General features: G+C 66.0%; 16 protein-coding genes. 11 read left to right on the forward strand and 5 right to left on the reverse strand.

Going from position 1 to position 18,326, the window contains the following annotated elements; genetic code table 11:
* Positions 1–89: 89 nt before the first annotated feature.
* Positions 90–1,670, forward strand: coding sequence for an SLC13 family permease (locus tag M2335_RS15625; RefSeq protein ID WP_264595288.1), 1,581 nt, complete (start codon positions 90–92; stop codon positions 1,668–1,670).
* On the opposite strand, the gene dinB is transcribed toward M2335_RS15625, so the two are convergent.
* Complete coding sequence (gene dinB, locus M2335_RS15630; RefSeq protein WP_264595289.1) at positions 1,667–2,764, reverse strand: DNA polymerase IV; 1,098 nt, start codon at positions 2,762–2,764, stop codon at positions 1,667–1,669. The genes M2335_RS15625 and dinB overlap by 4 nt on opposite strands.
* A 48-nt stretch (positions 2,765–2,812) precedes the next feature.
* On the opposite strand from dinB, the gene M2335_RS15635 reads away from it, so the two are divergent.
* A complete protein-coding gene (locus tag M2335_RS15635) occupies positions 2,813–3,241 on the forward strand; it encodes a GFA family protein (RefSeq protein ID WP_264595290.1) in 429 nt (142 codons plus the stop codon).
* A gap of 122 nt (positions 3,242–3,363) precedes the next feature.
* Positions 3,364–3,888, forward strand: a complete 525-nt coding sequence (locus M2335_RS15640) for a hypothetical protein (RefSeq protein WP_264595291.1) — start codon at positions 3,364–3,366, stop codon at positions 3,886–3,888.
* An 89-nt stretch (positions 3,889–3,977) separates the two neighbouring features.
* Here the strand turns inward: M2335_RS15640 and M2335_RS15645 are convergent, their stop codons facing one another.
* Both M2335_RS15645 and M2335_RS15650 read right to left on the reverse strand, forming a co-directional pair.
* Positions 3,978–4,529 carry a YceD family protein gene (locus M2335_RS15645; RefSeq protein ID WP_264595292.1) on the reverse strand — a complete coding sequence of 184 codons (552 nt, stop codon included), beginning with the start codon at positions 4,527–4,529 and terminating at the stop codon, positions 3,978–3,980.
* A 4-nt stretch (positions 4,530–4,533) separates the two neighbouring features.
* A complete protein-coding gene (locus M2335_RS15650; RefSeq protein ID WP_264595293.1) occupies positions 4,534–5,049 on the reverse strand; it encodes a ubiquinol-cytochrome C chaperone family protein in 516 nt (171 codons plus the stop codon).
* Positions 5,050–5,227: 178 nt separating this feature from the next.
* Between M2335_RS15650 and M2335_RS15655 the strand changes: the two genes are divergently transcribed.
* Both M2335_RS15655 and M2335_RS15660 read left to right on the forward strand, forming a co-directional pair.
* Positions 5,228–5,704 carry an outer membrane protein assembly factor BamE gene (locus M2335_RS15655; RefSeq protein WP_264586382.1) on the forward strand — a complete coding sequence of 159 codons (477 nt, stop codon included), beginning with the start codon at positions 5,228–5,230 and terminating at the stop codon, positions 5,702–5,704.
* A gap of 113 nt (positions 5,705–5,817) precedes the next feature.
* Complete coding sequence (locus M2335_RS15660) at positions 5,818–6,585, forward strand: hypothetical protein (protein WP_264595294.1); 768 nt, start codon at positions 5,818–5,820, stop codon at positions 6,583–6,585.
* 59 nt (positions 6,586–6,644) lie between these two features.
* Here M2335_RS15660 and M2335_RS15665 read toward each other — a convergent pair whose 3' ends face one another.
* Entirely contained in the window at positions 6,645–8,906 is a 2,262-nt protein-coding gene (locus tag M2335_RS15665; RefSeq protein ID WP_181560724.1) for an NADP-dependent malic enzyme, read from the reverse strand.
* Between the two features lie 197 nt (positions 8,907–9,103).
* Between M2335_RS15665 and mutS the strand changes: the two genes are divergently transcribed.
* Together mutS and M2335_RS15675 are read left to right on the forward strand one after the other, a co-directional pair.
* A complete protein-coding gene (gene mutS / locus M2335_RS15670) occupies positions 9,104–11,689 on the forward strand; it encodes a DNA mismatch repair protein MutS (RefSeq protein WP_264595434.1) in 2,586 nt (861 codons plus the stop codon).
* Between the two features lie 60 nt (positions 11,690–11,749).
* The gene (locus M2335_RS15675) at positions 11,750–14,536 is read left to right on the forward strand and encodes a [protein-PII] uridylyltransferase (RefSeq protein WP_264571382.1); all 2,787 of its coding nucleotides are present in this window, start codon (positions 11,750–11,752) and stop codon (positions 14,534–14,536) included.
* A gap of 38 nt (positions 14,537–14,574) precedes the next feature.
* Here the strand turns inward: M2335_RS15675 and M2335_RS15680 are convergent, their stop codons facing one another.
* Complete coding sequence (locus tag M2335_RS15680; protein WP_264586379.1) at positions 14,575–15,414, reverse strand: universal stress protein; 840 nt, start codon at positions 15,412–15,414, stop codon at positions 14,575–14,577.
* Positions 15,415–15,628: 214 nt separating this feature from the next.
* Between M2335_RS15680 and rpmI the strand changes: the two genes are divergently transcribed.
* From rpmI to pheS, 4 genes are all read left to right on the forward strand, one after another.
* Positions 15,629–15,832, forward strand: a complete 204-nt coding sequence (gene rpmI, locus M2335_RS15685) for a 50S ribosomal protein L35 (protein WP_014078133.1) — start codon at positions 15,629–15,631, stop codon at positions 15,830–15,832.
* A 12-nt stretch (positions 15,833–15,844) separates the two neighbouring features.
* Entirely contained in the window at positions 15,845–16,207 is a 363-nt protein-coding gene (gene rplT, locus M2335_RS15690) for a 50S ribosomal protein L20 (protein WP_181560727.1), read from the forward strand.
* A 150-nt stretch (positions 16,208–16,357) separates the two neighbouring features.
* Entirely contained in the window at positions 16,358–17,005 is a 648-nt protein-coding gene (locus M2335_RS15695) for a choice-of-anchor C family PEP-CTERM protein (RefSeq protein WP_264571384.1), read from the forward strand.
* Positions 17,006–17,094: 89 nt separating this feature from the next.
* The gene (gene pheS, locus M2335_RS15700; protein ID WP_264571385.1) at positions 17,095–18,207 is read left to right on the forward strand and encodes a phenylalanine--tRNA ligase subunit alpha; all 1,113 of its coding nucleotides are present in this window, start codon (positions 17,095–17,097) and stop codon (positions 18,205–18,207) included.
* Positions 18,208–18,326 lie beyond the last annotated feature (119 nt).

Consider the following 18,326-nt stretch of genomic DNA (forward strand, 5'->3'; position numbering starts at 1 on the left):
CGCCAGCCCAGCCGGCATTCCAGCCGCGAGCGGCTTGCCACGCCGCCGCTCCTGCCGCACATTCGCGCGGGACAGGGAGCGGGGGCAAGGTGGCAACATCATCGCAAGAGAGTGAACCAACCGGACAGCAGGGAGATGGCGACCCTGCCACGACCGGGCGCTCGCCTCTCAAGGTCTGGGCATTGCGCGCGCTCGGCCTGGCCGGTGCAGCGCTGGTCTGGCTCGCTCTGGGCGATGCGCAGGGTCTGTCGTTGGAGGGCCGCTGGGTCGCCGCCGTCGCGACCTTGATGGCACTCTGGTGGATCACCGAAGCCGCGCCGATCGCCATTACCGCGCTGCTGCCGATCCTGCTCTTCCCTATGGCAAGCGACCGCAGCGTGGCGCAGGTTGCGGCGCCCTATGCCAGCCCGATCATCTTCCTGTTCCTCGGCGGCTTTCTGCTCGCCATCGCCATGCAGAAATGGCAGCTCCACCGCCGCGTCGCGTTGCTCACACTCCGCCGGGTCGGCACCAGCCCGCGCCAGATCGTGCTGGGCCTGATGCTGACTACCGGTTTTGTCTCCATGTGGGTCTCCAACACGGCGGCGACGCTCATGATGCTGCCGATTGCCTTCTCCGTTCTCACGCTGGTCTGTGATCGCCGCGACGAGACCGGCGCGCTCGCCTGCGATGGCGCATCCGCCGTCGCGCCCAGGGAGCTCGCCAATTTCGGCGCGTGCCTGATGCTCGCCATTGCCTGGTCATCCAGCATGGGCGGCGTGGGCACGCTGCTCGGCAGCCCGCCCAATGCCATCGTGGCCGGCTATATCGAGAAGGAACTGGGCCGGCAGGTCGATTTTCTGAACTGGATGGTGGTCGGCGTGCCGATTGCCTTCAGCTTCATTCTCATTGCGTGGCTGCTGATGACGCGGGTCTTCTATCGGTTCACCTTCGGCGAGGTGCCGGGCGGCCGCGCGCTCATCGACCGGGAGCTGGACGGTCTCGGCCGGTTCAGCCGCAGCGAGCTTCTGGTGACCCTCGTCTTCTGCTGTGCGGTCTTCTTCTGGGTCGTGCCCGGCGTGGTCGGCGCCATTCTCGGCAGCAAGGCCGATCTGGGCTGGTTCGGGCGCCTCGATGACAATGCCATTGCACTTGCCGCCGGCCTGGCGCTGTTCCTGCTGCCCGGCGAGGGCCGAGGGCAGATGCTGCTCGACTGGAAGGATGCCGAAAGCGGCGTGCCCTGGGGCGTGCTGGTGCTGTTCGGTGGCGGCCTGAGCCTTGCCGGGGAGGTCGTCGCCAGCGGGCTCGATGGCTGGCTGGGTGCGCAAGTGAGCGGGCTTGGTACGCTGCCGATCCTGCTCCTCGTCATCGCCGTCGTGACGCTCATCGTCTTCCTGAGCGAAGTGACCAGCAACACCGCCACCGCCGCTACGTTCATTCCTGTGCTGGGCGCCGTGGCGCTCGGCATCGGGGCCGATCAGATGACCTTGCTCATCCCCGCAGCCTTCGCCGCCACGCTCGCCTTCATGCTGCCGGTCGGCACCCCGCCTAATGCCATCGTGTTCGGCACCGGGGCCGTCACCATGGGGCGGATGGTCCGCGGCGGGTTCATCCTGAACCTCGTCGGCATCGTGCTCATCACCTTCTTCTGCTGGCTGCTCGGCGGCGTCGCGCTCGGCCTGCGTTTCTAACCGAAGGCGAGGCTGAGCTGGGGCGTCTCGTCCGGCTCTTCGCGCTCGGGATCGATGAGGTTTGAGAGTCCGAGCCCCAGCAGCCGCGCGCCGACCGGCAGCGGCAATTGCGCGCGGAGCAAGTCGACGCCGATCGCGAACAGATCTTCCGCATCGCCCGGCGGCGCGGGCAGCGACCGGGAGCGGGTGAGGATGCGGAAATCCCCCAGCTTGATCTTGAGCGTGACGGTGCGCCCCAAGGCCCGGCTCGCTGTGACCCGGCCCCACAGGCGCGCTGCGATCTTCTCAAGCTCCGCCAGCAACAGGCCTTCCGCGCCGATATCGCTGGCGAAGGTATCTTCCACGCTGATCGACTTGCGCGACTCCCGGTCGCGCACCGGGCGCTCGTCCAGCCCGCGCGCCGCGCCGAAGTAGAATGCCGCCGCCTTGCCGAAATGGCGCTGCAGCGCCGGCAGCGGCCACTCTTTGAGGTCCGCGCCGCTATGAATGCCCAGCGCCGCCATGCGCCGCGCCGTCACGGGGCCGACGCCATGAATGCGCGACACCGGCATCGCCGCCATGAACGCCTCGGCCTCATCGGGGCGCACGACGCACAAGCCATCGGGCTTGTTCTGGTCCGATGCGAGCTTGGCGATCAGCTTGTTGCACGAAACGCCGGCCGAGGCGGTCAGCCCCGTCTCCTCGCGAATCATCCGCCGGATTTCCTGCGCGACATAAGTGGCCGAGGCAACGCCGGGCTTGTTGCGCGTCACATCAAGGTAAGCCTCGTCCAGCGAGAGCGGCTGGATGATGTCGGTAAAGCGCTCGAAGATCGTACGAATTTGCTGCGAGACGGCACGGTAGGCCTCGAAGCGCGGCCGCACGAAGATGAGCTCCGGGCAGAGCCGGCGCGCCTTGCCGCCCGGCATGGCCGAGCGCACGCCGAACACGCGCGCCTCATAGCTCGCCGCTGCCACCACGCCGCGCGGCCCGCCGCCGCCGACAGCCACCGGCAAGCCGCGCAGCGCCGGATCGTCGCGCTGCTCGACCGACGCGTAAAAGGCGTCCATATCGATATGGATGATCTTGCGATCCTGCTCGGGCGTCTGCGCCATGCTCCCTGTTATGCCATGGCAACCGCGCGAACGAAAGAGGAACGAAGCATGGACCTGAATGTCAGTGAGATCGATGGCGCCTGCCATTGCGGCACCGTGCGCTTTCATGTGCGCCTGAAGGACGGCCTGCGCTCGGCGCGCCGCTGCACCTGCTCATATTGCCGGATGCGCGGCGCCATCGCGGTCTCAGCCCGGATCGAAGACCTGCAAGTGACGGCGGGCGAAGAGTCGCTGCGCTCCTACACCTTCAACAGCGGAACCGCACAGCACCATTTCTGCGGAACCTGCGGCATCTACACCCACCACCGACGCCGCTCGAACCCCCATGAATATGGCGTCAATGTCGCCTGCCTGTCGGGCATCAGCCCGTTCGACTTTGCCGAGGTTATCGTGAATGACGGGGTGGCGCATCCCTCCGACACCGGCGTGTCACGGATCGCGGGTATGCTGCGGTTCGTCCCGGCGGATTGGGCCTAGCTCGACGGCGTGGGCAAGCGCCAAGGTTCGTAGGACGGCGGCTACTGTGCTCTTTTTCCGGAGGCGGACTGACCGGACACAACGACATTGCGGACCTACCCTCGTCGGTTTAGGCATCGATCATGCTCGAACTCGACGATCCCAGATGGTCCGCGCTGACGCATGCCCACGGAAGCGCCGCCGATATCCCAGATCTACTTCGCCAACTAGCTCGAACGACTGATCCGAAAGACAATTATAAGAGCGAGCCGTGGTTCACTCTTTGGTCAAGCCTGTGCCATCAAGACGACGTGTTCGACGCCTCATATGCAGCGGTGCCCCATATCGTCGAGATTGCCTGCAAAGCTACCGGGCCGCTCGACTTCAGATTTTTTCAGCTGCCTGCGGCGATCGAGATCGCCCGAAACAAGGGAAATGGTCCGCAGATACCAGGTCACCTTGCAGCGACGTATAGCGACGCAATATTCAGATTGACGGATTGCGTAGCGCTCCATCGCCGTGAGGATTGGAACGAGCCAGTGCTACTATCGGCGTTCTCAGCGCTGGCGGTAGCGAAAGGGCATCAAAGGATCGCCGAGGCAATCATGAACCTAGATGACGATCTAATTGAGAAATTGATTGCGTCAGACTTCGGCGAGCAATCCTAGGTCGGTTCCCGGCGCCAATTTAGCCCTTGGTCGCGCATTCTGGACCGCTCAATAGCGGAAAATCCGTCCGGCCAAATTGTCCATGCCGCCTAAGCGGCGCCACCAAGCTTCAAGCCCTTCAGCGCCGCGAAGGGGCCGGCATCTTCCTCGCTCAGCACGCCGAGCGCGCGCAGCTTTTCGTCGGCATCCGCGACGCGGGGATAGGGATCGAGGTTCAGGAACAGCGTCTGCGCGACCGTTTCGCCAAGATCGATTCGCTCGTCCTCCAGCGGGAGGATATCGCAATCCTCCTCGCGCAGTTCGATCTCTTCTGCGTCGCTCTCGCCGTTCTCGTCGAGACCGCGCACGAATCGCACGTCCATCGGCACGTCGAGCTCTGCGGGGACATCCTCGTCGGTTGCGACGCAGGCCTGCACCAGCGAGGCGCGCACGCGCCCGGTCACCCGGCAGCCGCCGGCGTCCGGCGCGACATGCGCCTGCGCCTCCAGCCGATCGAGGCTGCGCAGGCCAAAGCGGCGCGCGAGCGCGGCCCGCTCTGCGGCATCGGCCTCGACGGTGCGGTCCCGCCGCCCGTCACCCAGCTCATTGAGACGCAGAATGCGGGAAAATTCCGGCGCGGCGCCTGACGTCGCTTCGCTCACGGCATCACCCCCGCAACTGGCCGGCCAGCAGCGCGTCGCGGCTGCATGCGTTGATCGTCGCGGCCAGCATGCGCACCTGCGCTTCGACATAAGCCAGTGCATCCGCTGCCGGCGCCTCGCCACGATACAGGTTGCGCACCAGCGCCTCGCTCAGCGAAGCCTCGCCCTGCAAGCTCGCGCGATAGGCGGCAAGCCGGCCACCCAGCGCGCCGACCATGCGGCCGATCTGCTTGCCCACGACCACATCGCCAAAGCCGATCTGGCGGATCTGCCCATCCATATCGTCAATGAACAGTTCGGTCAGCCGCGCCGAATCGTTGGTCGCCTCCAGCGCCTCGAGTCGCAGCAGCACCAGCGAGAGCACCAGCGCCACCATGTCGAATCGGCCATCCAGCGTATCCCCCACCTCGCCTTCCATATACCAATGCGGCTCCCGCGCCGTCGCGACGACGGCCTCGTACAGCGGGCGCAGATAGGCGCGATCATCCTTGCGGGAAAACAGATTGGATAAGAGGCTCATGCTCGGTTCAGCTTTGCGGCGGCACAGGAAAGCGCGGACGGGACCGATCAACCATTGGCCCGCGCCAGCACTTGCATATTGATTGCGGCGGCTGGCAATGCAATGGGCGGGTTAGGCGATGCGACGCTTTTTTGATTGGATGTCCGGTTTTTGACCGCATGATTGGCAGGAGACGAGAATGCAGCGTGGCTTGAGGCGGCCGTTTCTGGTCGTGGGCGCAGCGGCCATCCTTCTGCTGGCGGGCGGCTGCACCCGCATCCGCGCGCATCAGGGCTTCATGATCGACGATCTGATCGTGAGTTCGGTGCTGCCGGGCGTGGACAACAAGGCGTCCGTGGAAGGCGCGCTGGGTCGTCCGACCTTCGTCTCCCAGTTCGGCCCGGAGCGCTGGTATTATGTGGCGCGCGACACGCGCTCGCTGGCCTTCGCCTCGCCGCGCCCGACCGCGCAGACGCTGGTGACTGTGCAGTTCGATGCCAATGGCAATGTCGCCACGATCGATCGCAACGCCACACTCGATCAGGTCGCCAATATCTCGCCGACCGGGGCCACGACGCCGACGCTCGGCCGCAAGCGCAGCCTGTTTGATGAAATCTTCGGCAATATCGGCGCGGTTGGCGCCGGCGGGGCCGGAGCAGCAGGGCCGTCTCAGTAATTCAGCCCCGCAGGCCCGTCGTAATCCGGCGCCGGTTCGTGCACCCGGCGGACTGGTTTAGCTTGCATTAACCGCGTCATCGCTTCAAATCGTTGTATAGCGGGAGCGTGGTCATGCAGCATATTGGCGATCTGCAGCCGCTCGAGCGGACTTACGCGCGACGGACTGAGACAGTCGGCCATTACAAGGCCAGCCGGAGCCGCTGGCGATTCGCCATCGGGTCGCTGGAGATCGGCTTCGACCGCGCGAGCGAGCAGCTTCACGCGCGAAGCGGTGTGGATGCCCGGCCCGGCCTTGCCCAAAAGCTCCTGATCGCGGCAGGCATGGTCAGCATCTCATTGCTGGTGATCGCCCTGGCCGGCTGGCTATGGTCGGCACGCGGGCCGATCTGGGGCGGTGAGACGGTATCGGCAGCGATCATCGATCATGCGCCCCGCGCGACCGAAAGCGAAGATGCGACGCCCGCCGGCCAGCAGCCGATCCTGATCCCCGCCGACCGTCCTGCGCCGTTTCTCTCCGCCGTGATTGAAAAGCGCGCGACGGCCCCCGCTTTTGCACCGGCGAAACAGGCCACCGTGCCGATCGCGCAGGGCCAGGCGATTGCGCCCAAGTCCGATGAGGCGCCGACGCTCCCGAGCGCGACCCCGGATGAGGCGATCGTCCAGTCCGGCAACTTCCTGCTGATCCCGGCCGTCGATCGCGCTGTGGGCCTCGCCGTCAAGAGCGGCGATGCGCAGAACTGGATGGCCGGCTCCTATCACGGCATCGTGGTGGTCGGCGACGCCGTGGCCCAAGATGGCAAATCCTGCCGGGACGGCACGATCCTGCTGCGCGACGGCACCATCAAGGGCCGCACCCAGACGTTCCAGCGCTGCCTGTAAGGCCAAGGGAGCGCTGCGCGGCGGTTCAGCCGGCGGCGCTCACCCGATCCCGATCACGATTAGCGCGCGATCCCGCCAGCGGCAAGCACGGCCAGCGTCACCAGCTCCGAGGCGGTCGAGGCCATCGTCGCCACCTGCACCGGCTGGTTCAGCCCGAGCAGCACCGGCCCGATGACCGAGTCGCCGCCCAGTTCCCGCAGCAGCTTGGCCGAGAGATTGGCCGACTGCAGGCCGGGCATGATCAGCACATTGGCTGGGCCGGACAGGCGGCAGAACGGATAATTCGCCATGACGCGCCGGTTGAGCGCCACGTCGGGCGCCATCTCGCCTTCATATTCGAAGTCCACCTCCATTCCGTCGAGGATCTGGACCGCGCCGCGAATATTATCGAGCCAGTTGCCGTGCGGATTGCCGAAGGTGGAGTAGGAGAGAAAAGCCACGCGCGGCTCATGCCCCATACGCCGGGCAAGCGCGGCGGATTCGATGGCGATATGCGCCAGTTCGGCGGAATTCGGCCGCTCGTTGACAGTGGTATCCGCCATGAACACGGTGTGGCTACGCCCGACGAGGATGTGCATGCCGAACAGCGTGCGGTCCTCGGCGGGGTCGAGCACGCGGCGCAGTTCGCGCATCGTCTGCGCGTAGGTGCGAGTGACGCCGGTGATCATCGCGTCCGCCTCCCCCATTTGCAGCAGCAGCGCGCCAAAGATGTTGCGGTCCCGGTTGACCATGCGCTCACAATCGCGGCGGAGGTAGCCACGGCGCTGCAGGCGCTCGTACAGCATGTCGACCATGCGCGGCACGAGCGGCGAATTGACGCTGTTATACAGCTCGTAGCTCTCCGGATCGCGCACGCCGAGATCGCGCAGGCGATCATAGACATCCTGCCGGCCGACCAGAACCGGCGTGCCATAGCCCCCATCGCGGAACTGGATCGCGGCGCGCAGCACCACCTCTTCCTCCGCCTCGGCAAAGACGACCCGCTTGGGGCTGGCCTTGGCGCCCTCATAAGCGAGGGTGAGAACGGAGGTGGTGGGATTGAGCCGCGCCCGCAGGGACTGGCGATAGGCGTCCATATCCTCGATGGGCCGCTGGGCGACGCCCGACTCCATCGCCGCCTGCGCCACCGCTGCCGGCACCACTTCCATCAGACGCGGATCGAAGGGGGCGGGAATGATGTAATCCGCGCCGAAGCTGTGCTTGGTGCCATAAGCCAGCGCGACTTCCTCGGGCACCTGCTGACGGGCCAGTTCGGCAATGGCCTGCGCCGCCGCGATCTTCATCGCCTCGTTGATCGCCGTCGCGCGCACGTCCAGCGCGCCCCGGAAGATGAAGGGGAAGCCCAGCACATTGTTGACCTGATTGGGATAATCCGAGCGGCCCGTGGCGATGATCGCATCCGGGCGCGCGGCCTTGGCCACGGGCGGCAGGATTTCGGGATCGGGATTGGCCATGGCGAAGAGGATCGGCCGCGGCTTCATCTCATTGATCCATTCGGGCTTCAGCGCATCCTTGGCGGAGAGGCCGAGGAAGATATCGGCATCCTTCAGCGCCTCGTGCAGGGTCCGCGCCTCGGTGCGGGCGGCATGGGCGGACTTGAACTGGTCCATGCCATGGGTGCGGCCCTGATAGATCACGCCCTCGCGGTCGCACATGATCACATTGTCATGCGCCACGCCCATCGCCTTGATCAACTCCGTGCACGCGATCGCCGCCGCGCCGGCCCCGTTCACGACGACCTTGGTCTCGCGAATGTCGCGCCCGGTCAGGAAGCAGGCGTTGATGAGGCCAGCGGCGCAGATGATCGCGGTGCCATGCTGATCGTCATGCATGACCGGAATGTTCATGCGCTCCTTGAGTGCTGCCTCGATCATGAAGCATTCGGGCGCCTTGATGTCCTCAAGGTTGATGCCGCCAAAGCTGGGCTCCAGCAGCGCCACCGCATCGATGAAGGCCTGCGGGTCTTCGGTGTTCAGCTCCAGATCGATGGCGTCCACATCGGCGAAGCGCTTGAACAGCACTGCCTTGCCTTCCATCACCGGCTTGGAGGCGAGCGCGCCGAGATTTCCCATGCCGAGGATCGCCGTGCCGTTGGAGATGACCGCGACCAGATTGCCCTTGGCGGTATAGTCATAGGCCTTGGCAGCATCATCGGCGATGGCCTGCACGGGCACGGCCACACCGGGCGAATAAGCCAGCGCCAGATCGCGCTGCGTCGCCATCGGCTTGGAGGCGATGATCTCGATCTTGCCGGGCCGCCCGAAGGAATGAAAGAGCAGCGCCTCGCGCTCGGAGAATTCGATGGCGGCTTTATCGGTCATCAGCAGGGTTCCTCGGCAATTGGGAACGCCCTAGCGACTTTCCGCCCGGCTCCACAAGAGGCGAGGTACGAACAACCCCGTGGATGAAACGCCACCGCCGGCTTTTCGAGATCGAAAGCCCCTGCTAACGCAACCGCGTGACCAGTCTGCCAGCCAAATCCTCCAAAGCCAGCGCCGCATCCGGCGGCCCCACGCCGATGATGGCGCAATATCTGGCGCTCAAAGCGGAAGCCGGGGGCAACCTGCTGTTCTACCGCATGGGCGATTTTTTCGAGCTGTTCTTCGAGGACGCCAGGACCGCCGCCGCCGTGCTCGACATCGCGCTCACCACGCGCGGAGAGCATGAGGGCGAGCCAATCCCGATGTGCGGGGTGCCGGTACACAGCGCCGAGGGTTATCTGGCGCGACTCATCAAGGCGGGCCTTCGCGTCGCCATTGCCGAGCAGACCGAGACGCCCGAGCAGGCCAAGGCGCGCGGATCGAAAGCGCTGGTCGGCCGCGCCATCGTGCGCTTCGTCACCGCCGGCACGCTGACCGAGGATGCGCTGCTGGACAGCCGCCGCGCCAATCTGCTCGCCGCCGTGGGTGAAGCCGCCGGCCATTATGCCGTCGCTGCTGCCGACATTTCCACCGGTCGGCTTGACGTGGTGGCGGTGGATGCCGGCGGCATCGAGGCGGAACTGGCCCGGATCAACGCGAGCGAAGTCATTGCGCGGCCGAGCCTCGCCGATCGGCTGACCGGCGCCCTCCCCTTCGAGAATCGCGGCTTCGACAGCGCGCGGGCGGAAGCGGACATCTGCCGCCATTTCGGCGTGAAGACGGTGGAGAGCTTCGGCAGCTTCTCACGCGCGGAGCTGTCCGCCCTCGGGGGCCTGCTCGGCTATCTGGAGCATGTCGGCAAGGGGCGCATGCCCTTCCTCACCGCGCCGGTGCGGGCTGGCGCGCAGGATCACCTTGCCATCGACCCGGCCACGCGCGAGAGCCTGGAGATCGTTACGACCGCCAGCGGCCAGCGCGCCGGCAGCCTGCTCGCCACCGTGGACCGCACCGTAACCGGCGCCGGCGCGCGCCTGCTCGCGGCGGACCTCTCCGCGCCTTTGATGGACCGCGCCAAGGTGGAAGCCCGGCTCGATCTGGTGCGCTGGTTCCACGATGACGGGCCGCTGCGCGAGCTGGTCCGCACCCGCCTGCGCGCCTTGCCGGATTTGAGCCGCGCGCTCGGCCGCGTCGCCATCGGCCGGGGCAGCCCGCGCGATCTGGGGCAATTGCGCGATGGCCTCGACGGCGGCCGTGCGCTGCGCGAGCGGCTGGGCGCGCTGCCCGACCGACCGCCCCTGCTCGACGATCTGCTGCCATCGCTCGATGGTCATGGCGCGCTGGTCGATCAACTGGCCCGCGCCCTTGTGCCCGCCCCGCCGACGGAAGCGGCGCATGGCGGCTATATCGCCGATGGCTATGATGCCGCACTGGACGAGCTGCGCCGCATGGCCGGCGACGGACGCCGCGCCATTGCCGCGCTAGAAGCGCGCTATCGCGAGCAGACCGGCATCTCGGCGCTGAAGATCCGCCACAATGGCGTGCTCGGCTATCATGTCGAGGTGCCCGCCCGTCACGCCGACCAGTTGATGGCCAATGACAGCGGCTTCACCCATCGCCAGACGCTGGCGGGAGTCGTGCGGTTCAACTCGGTTGACCTGCACGAGCAGGCCAGCCGGGTCACGCAGGCCGGCGCCCATGCGCTGGCGGCCGAAGCGGCGCATTTCGAGGAACTGGTGACGCTGGTGATGGACAGCCGCACCGCCATCGCCCGCACGGCGGACGCCCTCGCCCGGATCGACGTGGCGGCGGCTCTGGCCGAGCGCGCTGTCGAAGGCGGCTGGAGCCGACCGGTCTTCGCCGAAGAGCCCTGCATCGCCATCGAGGGCGGGCGCCATCCGGTGGTGGAGGCCGCGCTGGCGAAGGACGGCACCAGCTTCGTCGCCAATGACTGCACGCTCACGCCGGACAATCGGCTGTGGCTGGTGACTGGCCCCAACATGGGCGGTAAATCGACCTTCCTGCGCCAGAACGCGCTGATCGTCATTCTCGCGCAGGCCGGCAGCTTCGTGCCCGCACGCGCCGCCCGCCTTGGGCTGGTCGACCGCCTGTTCAGCCGTGTCGGCGCCTCGGACAATCTGGCGCGCGGGCGTTCGACCTTCATGGTCGAGATGATCGAGACCGCCGCGATCCTTGCGCAGGCGACCGAGCGCAGCTTCGTGATCCTCGATGAAGTGGGCCGCGGCACGTCGACTTATGACGGCCTCGCCATCGCCTGGGCGGTGGTGGAAGCGATCCATGACAGCAATGCCTGCCGCTGCCTGTTCGCCACCCATTATCACGAGCTGACGCGCCTGGCCGAGCGCCTCGGCGCCCTCTCGCTCCACCATGTTCGCGCGCGGGAATGGAATGGCGATCTGGTGCTGCTGCACGAGCTGTCCGAAGGCCCCGCCGACCGCAGCTACGGCATCGCGGTGGCGCGGCTTGCAGGCTTGCCCGCCCCGGTGCTGGCCCGCGCCAAGGCCGTGCTCGGCAAGCTGGAGGCCGGCAAGGCGCAGACCGGCGGCATCGCGGCGGGGCTCGATGACCTGCCGCTGTTCGCCGCCACGCTCTCCGCCGCGCCGGAGGTCGCCACCGACCCGCTGCGCGACCGGCTGGACGCCATCGACGCCGATACACTCACTCCGCGCGAGGCGCTCGACCTCATCTACCAGCTGAAGCAGATCGCAACCGCGCCCGCCGCCTGAGCCCGTCGATTTGCGCGCCATGCCGAGGTTGCACCTGCAACTGCGGCAAAGCGCGCTTATATGGCACCCATGAACAAGGTGCCCGATTCGCTGCCCGGCCGCCGTGCGATCATTGATCGCCGCCAGATTGCCGATGCGCTCACTGCCCAATTGACGGAACTGAGCGATACCGCCGCGCGTAGGCAAGTGATCGTCGCGGCGTTGCGCGAGGCGCTTGCCATCGGCCGGGAGGAAGTCTCCCGCCGGCTTGCCCGCAACCCGACACGCGGGCGCGACGCCGTGACGGCGCAGGCCTTCCTGATGGACCAGATCATCCGCCTGCTCTTCGATGCGACGGTCAAGCACCTCTACCCGATCAGCAACCGCACCGCGTCCGAGCGGCTGACCGTGGTTGCGGTGGGCGGCTATGGGCGTGGCGAAATGGCGCCCTATAGCGATGTCGATATCGGCTTCCTCACGCCCTACAAGCCCACCGAATGGACCGAGCAGGTCATCGAGAGCATGCTCTATGCGCTGTGGGATCTGGGCCTCAAGGTCGGCCACAGCAGCCGCTCGATCGACGAGACGGTGCGCATGGCGAAGTCGGACCTCACCATCCGCACCGCCCTGCTGGAATCGCGCTTCGTGTGGGGGGACCGGGGCATTTACGACGAATGCGTCGCCCGCTTCGACAAGGATGTGATGCAGGGCACCGCCAAGACCTTCGTCACCGAGAAGCTGGCGGAGCGGGATGCCAGGCACAAGCAGATGGGCGACAGCCGCTATGTCGTCGAGCCCAATATCAAGGAGGGCAAGGGCGGCCTGCGCGATCTGCACACGCTGTTCTGGATCGGCAAATATGTGAACCGGGTGCGCACTGTTGCGGAACTGGTGGATGTGGGCCTGCTGACCCGCGCCGAGCTTTCCCAGTTCCAGCGGGCCGAGAATTTCCTCTGGGCCGTGCGCTGCCACATGCACGAGATTTCCCGTCGCGCTGAGGACCGCCTGACCTTCGATCTGCAGATCGAAGTCGCCGAGCGCATGGGCTTCTCGCCCAAGCGCGGCCGGTCCGCCGTCGAGCGGTTCATGCATCTCTACTTCCTGATGGCCAAGACGGTGGGCGACCTCACCGGCGTGTTCCTCGCCCATCTCGATGACAAGATGGCCAGCCGAGGCCGGCGCTACATCCCGGCCATGTTCAACCGCCCGCGCAAGCTGGATGGCTTCGTGCTGGAGCGGGGCCGCATCACCATTCCCGAGGATGATTTCTTCCGCGAGCAGCCGGTGCGGATGATCGAAATCTTCTCGCTGGCGGACAAGCATGGGCTGGAGATCCACCCGGATGCAATGCGCGCGCTCAACCGCGATTCGGTGCTGATTACCCGCAAGGAGCGCGAAGACCCGCAGGCCAATGCGCTGTTCATGAACGTGCTTACCTCGCCCCGCGACCCGGAGAAGGTGCTGCGCTGGATGAACGAGGCCGGGGTGTTCGGGCGCTTCGTGCCCGACTTCGGCCGCGTCGTCGCGCAGATGCAGTTCGACATGTACCACCATTATACGGTGGATGAGCACACCATCCGCGCCATCGGCCTGCTCTCCCAGATCGAAAAGGGCGAGTTCAAGGTCGATCATCCGCTGGCGAGCGCGATCATCGAGAAGATCATCTCCCGCCGCGTGCTCTATGTTGCGGTGCTGCTGCACGATATCGCCAAGGGGCGCGGTGGCGACCACAGTATTCTCGGCGCGGAGGTGGCGACCAAGCTCTGCCCGCGCCTGGGCCTCAGCGATGCCGAGACGGAGACCGTCGCCTGGCTGGTGCGCTACCATCTGCTGATGTCCGCAACCGCGTTCAAGCGCGACCTTTCGGACTTCAAGACCATTCTCGACTTCGCCGAAGTGGTGCAGAGCCCCGAGCGGCTGCGGCTGCTGGTGATCCTGACCATCGTCGACATCCGCGCGGTCGGACCGGGCGTGTGGAACAGCTGGAAGCGCCAGCTCCTCGCCGAGCTTTACGACTCCGCCGAGGAGGTCATCCGCCCCGGCCACAAGCAGCGGGGCCGTCAGGAGCGCATCGAGGAGAAGCGCGACGCGTTGCGCGCGAGCCTGGCGCTGGACGACAAGGCCTTCGACAGGCTGGTGAAGCGCTTCCCGCAATCCTACTGGATCGCCGAATCGCAGGACATTCTGGAGCGCAATGCGCGGCATCTGCTGGATGCCGGGCAGTCCGATCTCTCCATCGATGCCCGTTCCTATCCCGAGCGCGGCGCGACGCTGGTCACCGTCTATGCCTCGGACCATCCCGGACTGTTCTACCGGATCGCCGGGGCGATCCATCTGGCCGGCGGCAACATCATCGATGCCCGCATCCACACCCTCAAGGATGGCACGGCGCTGGACAACTTCCTGGTGCAGGACCCGCTCGGGGGCCGCTTCGATGCGCCCGAGCAGTTGCAGCGCGTGAAGACCTACATCGAGGACGCGCTGCTCAACCGCCACAAGCTGATGCACAAGCTGGACGAGCGCCCGCTGGCCCGTCGGCGCGCCGAAGCCTTCCAGATCGTGCCGCAGGTGCTGATCGACAACAAGGCCTCCAATCGCTTCACGGTGGTGGAAGTCATGGCGCGCGACCGCCCTGCCCTGCTGCTCAGCCTCGCCTTCGCGCTGTTCCAGTCCAAGACCATGGTCCACAGCGCCCACGTCGCCACCTTCGGCGAGCGGGCCGTCGATACCTTCTATCTGACCGATCTTCTGGGCGGAAAGCTGGAGAGCAAGACCCGCCTCGCCACGCTCGAACGGCGGCTGATCGAAGCGGCCGGCAATCAGGCCGGCGAACTGATCGACACCAACAGCTTCGCCATGGCCAACTGAGGCGCGCCCCATTGCGGGATGCGCGCCTCGGTGGCGCCTCAGTGAGAAAGCAGGATCGGGATCGGCGCCTTGGCCAGCAGCGTCCGTGTCGTGCCGCCGAACAGCTGCTCGCGCAGGCGGCTGCGGCCATAGCAGCCCATCACCGCCCAGCTCGCGCCGGAGGACCGCATGGCCTCGATCAGTTGGTCGCTCACCGCGCCAGCCTTGGGCAGGCGCCGGCTGACGACCTTGCAGCCATGCCGGTCAAGATAGGCGGCCGCCTCGTCCGGGTCGCCTTCCCCTTCCCCGATCGTCACCACCTCGACCTCGCTGGCCATGCGCAGCAGCGGGATGGCCGCCCGCAGCGCGGCATCGGCCGCGCGTGATCCATCCCAGGCGACCAGCGCCTTGCCGAAGAGATCCAGGCGCTTCTGCTCCGTCGGCACCAGCAGGACCGGGGCGGAGGTCAGCGCCGCGAGACGGGAGGCCGTGTCGCCGGTCTCGTTCACCGCGCCGAAGGCCTGCTTGCCCACGACGATCATGTCGACCAGCCGGACATTGTCCGTAATGCCCTCCTCGGACTGGCTCTGCACCCGCGCCCACTCATAGCTCACCCCTTCATTGGCGAGCCGGGGCTCGAGCGCCTCGATATTCTTGTCCTCCCGGTCGCGCTCATCCATCATCAGCACGCCGGTGCCGCCGCCCGCGCCAAAACCGTCGGCGATCATGGGAATCTGGACGACATCGAGACAGAGCAGATGCCCCTCCACCGCGCGCACAATGTCGAGCGCGGTTTGCAGGCGCGCTTCCTGACTCGGGTCATCATGGATCAGAACCATCACCGTCTTCATGGCAGCCTCCTTGTTCACCGCATCGGGATCGTGCGAAACTGGTGCCATATTAATGCGATGGGGGCGAGGAGTCGTTGACCGGCGTCAAATCCGGCCCGCACCTAAGGGGCTTGCGTCGGCGCGCGGCCGCGCTTATACGCCCGCGCTTCCATGTCCTATGGAAGACCGCAAGGACGGGCCGGCCAGTAAGGGCTGCCGTGTTCGTCCGTAATCGTCTGCGAGCATCCTCCGGGGTGCTTGCGCTAAGACAAAGGAGACGAAAATGCCCAAGCTCAAGACCAAGAGCGGTGTGAAGAAGCGCTTCAAATTCACCGCCACCGGCAAGGTCAAGCATGGTGTCGCCGGCAAGCGCCACCGCCTGATCAGCCACAACGCGAAGTATATTCGCCAGAATCGCGGTACGGAAGTTCTCTCCGACGCGGATGTCGCTCACGTGCGCCTCTGGGCGCCCTACGGCCTCAAGTAAGGAGCAGGCGACATGGCACGTGTCAAACGCGGTGTAACCACCAAGGCGAAGCACAAGAGGATTTTGGATCAGGCGAAGGGCTATTATGGCCGTCGCAAGAACACGATCCGCATCGCGCGTCAGGCTGTCGAAAAGGCTGGCCAGTACGCATATCGCGACCGCAAGGTGAAGAAGCGGAGCTTCCGCGCCCTGTGGATCCAGCGCATCAACGCAGCTGTCCGCATGGAAGGCCTGACCTATGGCCAGTTCATGCACGGCCTCAAGCTGGCGGGCGTCGAACTGGACCGGAAGGTTCTGGCCGACATCGCCATGCATGAAGGCGATGTGTTCAAGGGCATCATTGCCCAGGCGCGCGCGGCCCTGCCCGCAGCCTGAGCATCTGCACAATCATCCCAAAGAGGGCGTCGGATGCTTCCGGCGCCCTTTTTGTATCATTTCGGGACTCTCTGGATTTTGGTTAACGCTTCGGAAACCTTTTCCGCACTGCAGCATTGCGAGTGCGTGGGACTATAAGTGGAGAACCAAATGAAGGGACTGCTATTGGGGGTCGCGGCGACGCTCGCCCTCCCGTCCGCTGCGCAGGCAGCAACGTTCATCAACGGCGATTTCGAGACCGGTAACGATCCAGGCACCTATTTCCTCCGCCTGGGCACCGACAGCACGGCCCTGACGGGTTGGACCATCACCTCCGGCAATGTGGAGCTGATCGGCGGCTATTGGCAGTCGGGCAGCGGCAGCCGCAGTATCGATCTGAACGGCAGCGCCCAGGGCGCGATCGCACAGACGTTCGATACCATCGAAGGCATGACCTACAATGTCGACTTCCTGATGGCCGGCAATCCCGAAGGTGGGCCGGCGGTCAAGACGTTGGAAGTCGCCGCGACAGGCAATGACGGCCAGCTGTTCAGCTTCGACAATACCGGCTTCTCGAAGACCAATATGGGCTGGACGAACTACACCTACACCTTCACGGCCTCGGGCAACCTCACGACGCTCAGCTTTGCGTCGATGACCGACTCGCCCTGGACCGGCCCGGCGCTGGATGGCGTGACGGTTACCGCGATGAGCGCAGTGCCGGTACCCGAGCCGACGACCTGGGCGCTGATGCTCGGCGGTTTCGCGCTGATCGGCAGCACGCTGCGTCGTCGTCAGTCGGTCGTTCAGTTCTCCTGATCGAAACCGGGTCGCAACCATCAAAGGAAAGGGCGTCGGCGTGCCGGCGCCCTTTTCGTTTGCGGTGAATTAGGCTAGCGGACGCGGCCATGACCGACGTCACATCCCTCAAGGACGGCCTCATCGCCGACATCGCCGCCGCCGACACCCTCGATGCCGTGGAAGCGCTGCGCGTCAGCGCGCTGGGCAAGAGCGGCGCCATCACCGCCCTGCTCAAGACGCTGGGGCGGATGAGTCCGGAAGAGCGCCAGCAGCAAGGCCCCGCGATCCACGACCTGCGCGAAAGCGTGACGAGCGCCATCGCTGCCCGCAAGACCGCGCTCGAAACCGCGGCGCTCGATGCCCGCCTCGCCTCCGAGACGCTGGACATGACGCTGCCGGTAGACCTGCCCCCGCCGGGCAGCATTCACCCCGTCAGCCAGGTGATGGACGAGCTGGCCGAGATCTTCGCCGATCTGGGCTTCGCGGTCGCTACCGGCCCGGAGATCGAGGATGACTGGCGCAACTTCACTGCGCTCAACATCCCCGAGACGCACCCCGCCCGCGCGATGCACGACACCTTCTACTTCGGCGACAATGCCCGCGCGACCGGCGGCGATGGCAATCCGGCCGCCATGTTGCTGCGCACCCACACCTCGCCGGTGCAGATCCGCACCATGACGAGCACGCCACCGCCGATCCGCATCATCGCGCCCGGCCGCGTGTACCGCTCGGACAGCGACGCGACGCACACCCCGATGTTCCACCAGATCGAAGGTCTGGTGATCGACAAGGGCATCCATCTCGGCCACCTCAAATGGACGCTGGAGACCTTCCTCAAGGCGTTCTTCGAGCGTGAGGACATCGTCCTGCGCCTGCGCCCCAGCTACTTCCCCTTCACCGAGCCTTCGGTGGAAGTGGACGTGGGCTACACCATCGAGAAGGGCCAGCGCGTCATCGGCGGCAGCGGCGATGCGGAAAATGGCGGCTGGATGGAAGTGCTCGGCAGCGGCATGGTCCACCCCAATGTCATCCGCAATTGCGGGCTGGATCCCGCTGAGTGGCAGGGCTTTGCCTTCGGCACCGGCGTCGACCGGCTCGCCATGCTCAAATATGGCATGAACGACCTCCGCGCCTTCTTCGACGGCGATCTGCGCTGGTTGCGCCATTACGGCTTCTCCGCGCTGGATGTGCCTACGCTGAGCGGAGGAGTGGGCGCATGAGCCATTTCTTGCGAGTTCGTGTTCCTGCGAAAGCAGGAACCCAGGGCGCAGCCGCCGTCCTTCACCGCCCTGGGCTCCTGCCTTCGCAGGAGCACGGGTTTGATCTTACCGGCAATCCC

Source organism: Sphingobium sp. B12D2B, assembly GCF_025961775.1.
GTDB lineage: Bacteria > Pseudomonadota > Alphaproteobacteria > Sphingomonadales > Sphingomonadaceae > Sphingobium.

What these genes read in the sequence shown, in the direction of transcription:
- dinB (WP_264595289.1), bottom strand. Translation starts at nt 2,764, where the DNA reads ATGGCGCAGACGCCCGAGCAGGATCGCAAGATCATCCATATCGATATG.
- M2335_RS15650 (WP_264595293.1), bottom strand. Translation starts at nt 5,049, where the DNA reads ATGAGCCTCTTATCCAATCTGTTTTCCCGCAAGGATGATCGCGCCTAT.
- rpmI (WP_014078133.1), top strand. Translation starts at nt 15,629, where the DNA reads ATGCCCAAGCTCAAGACCAAGAGCGGTGTGAAGAAGCGCTTCAAATTC.
- M2335_RS15655 (WP_264586382.1), top strand. Translation starts at nt 5,228, where the DNA reads ATGCAGCGTGGCTTGAGGCGGCCGTTTCTGGTCGTGGGCGCAGCGGCC.
- mutS (WP_264595434.1), top strand. Translation starts at nt 9,104, where the DNA reads ATGATGGCGCAATATCTGGCGCTCAAAGCGGAAGCCGGGGGCAACCTG.
- M2335_RS15680 (WP_264586379.1), bottom strand. Translation starts at nt 15,414, where the DNA reads ATGGCACCAGTTTCGCACGATCCCGATGCGGTGAACAAGGAGGCTGCC.
- M2335_RS15635 (WP_264595290.1), top strand. Translation starts at nt 2,813, where the DNA reads ATGGACCTGAATGTCAGTGAGATCGATGGCGCCTGCCATTGCGGCACC.
- M2335_RS15675 (WP_264571382.1), top strand. Translation starts at nt 11,750, where the DNA reads ATGGCACCCATGAACAAGGTGCCCGATTCGCTGCCCGGCCGCCGTGCG.
- pheS (WP_264571385.1), top strand. Translation starts at nt 17,095, where the DNA reads ATGACCGACGTCACATCCCTCAAGGACGGCCTCATCGCCGACATCGCC.
- M2335_RS15660 (WP_264595294.1), top strand. Translation starts at nt 5,818, where the DNA reads ATGCAGCATATTGGCGATCTGCAGCCGCTCGAGCGGACTTACGCGCGA.
- M2335_RS15695 (WP_264571384.1), top strand. Translation starts at nt 16,358, where the DNA reads ATGAAGGGACTGCTATTGGGGGTCGCGGCGACGCTCGCCCTCCCGTCC.
- M2335_RS15640 (WP_264595291.1), top strand. Translation starts at nt 3,364, where the DNA reads ATGCTCGAACTCGACGATCCCAGATGGTCCGCGCTGACGCATGCCCAC.
- M2335_RS15665 (WP_181560724.1), bottom strand. Translation starts at nt 8,906, where the DNA reads ATGACCGATAAAGCCGCCATCGAATTCTCCGAGCGCGAGGCGCTGCTC.
- rplT (WP_181560727.1), top strand. Translation starts at nt 15,845, where the DNA reads ATGGCACGTGTCAAACGCGGTGTAACCACCAAGGCGAAGCACAAGAGG.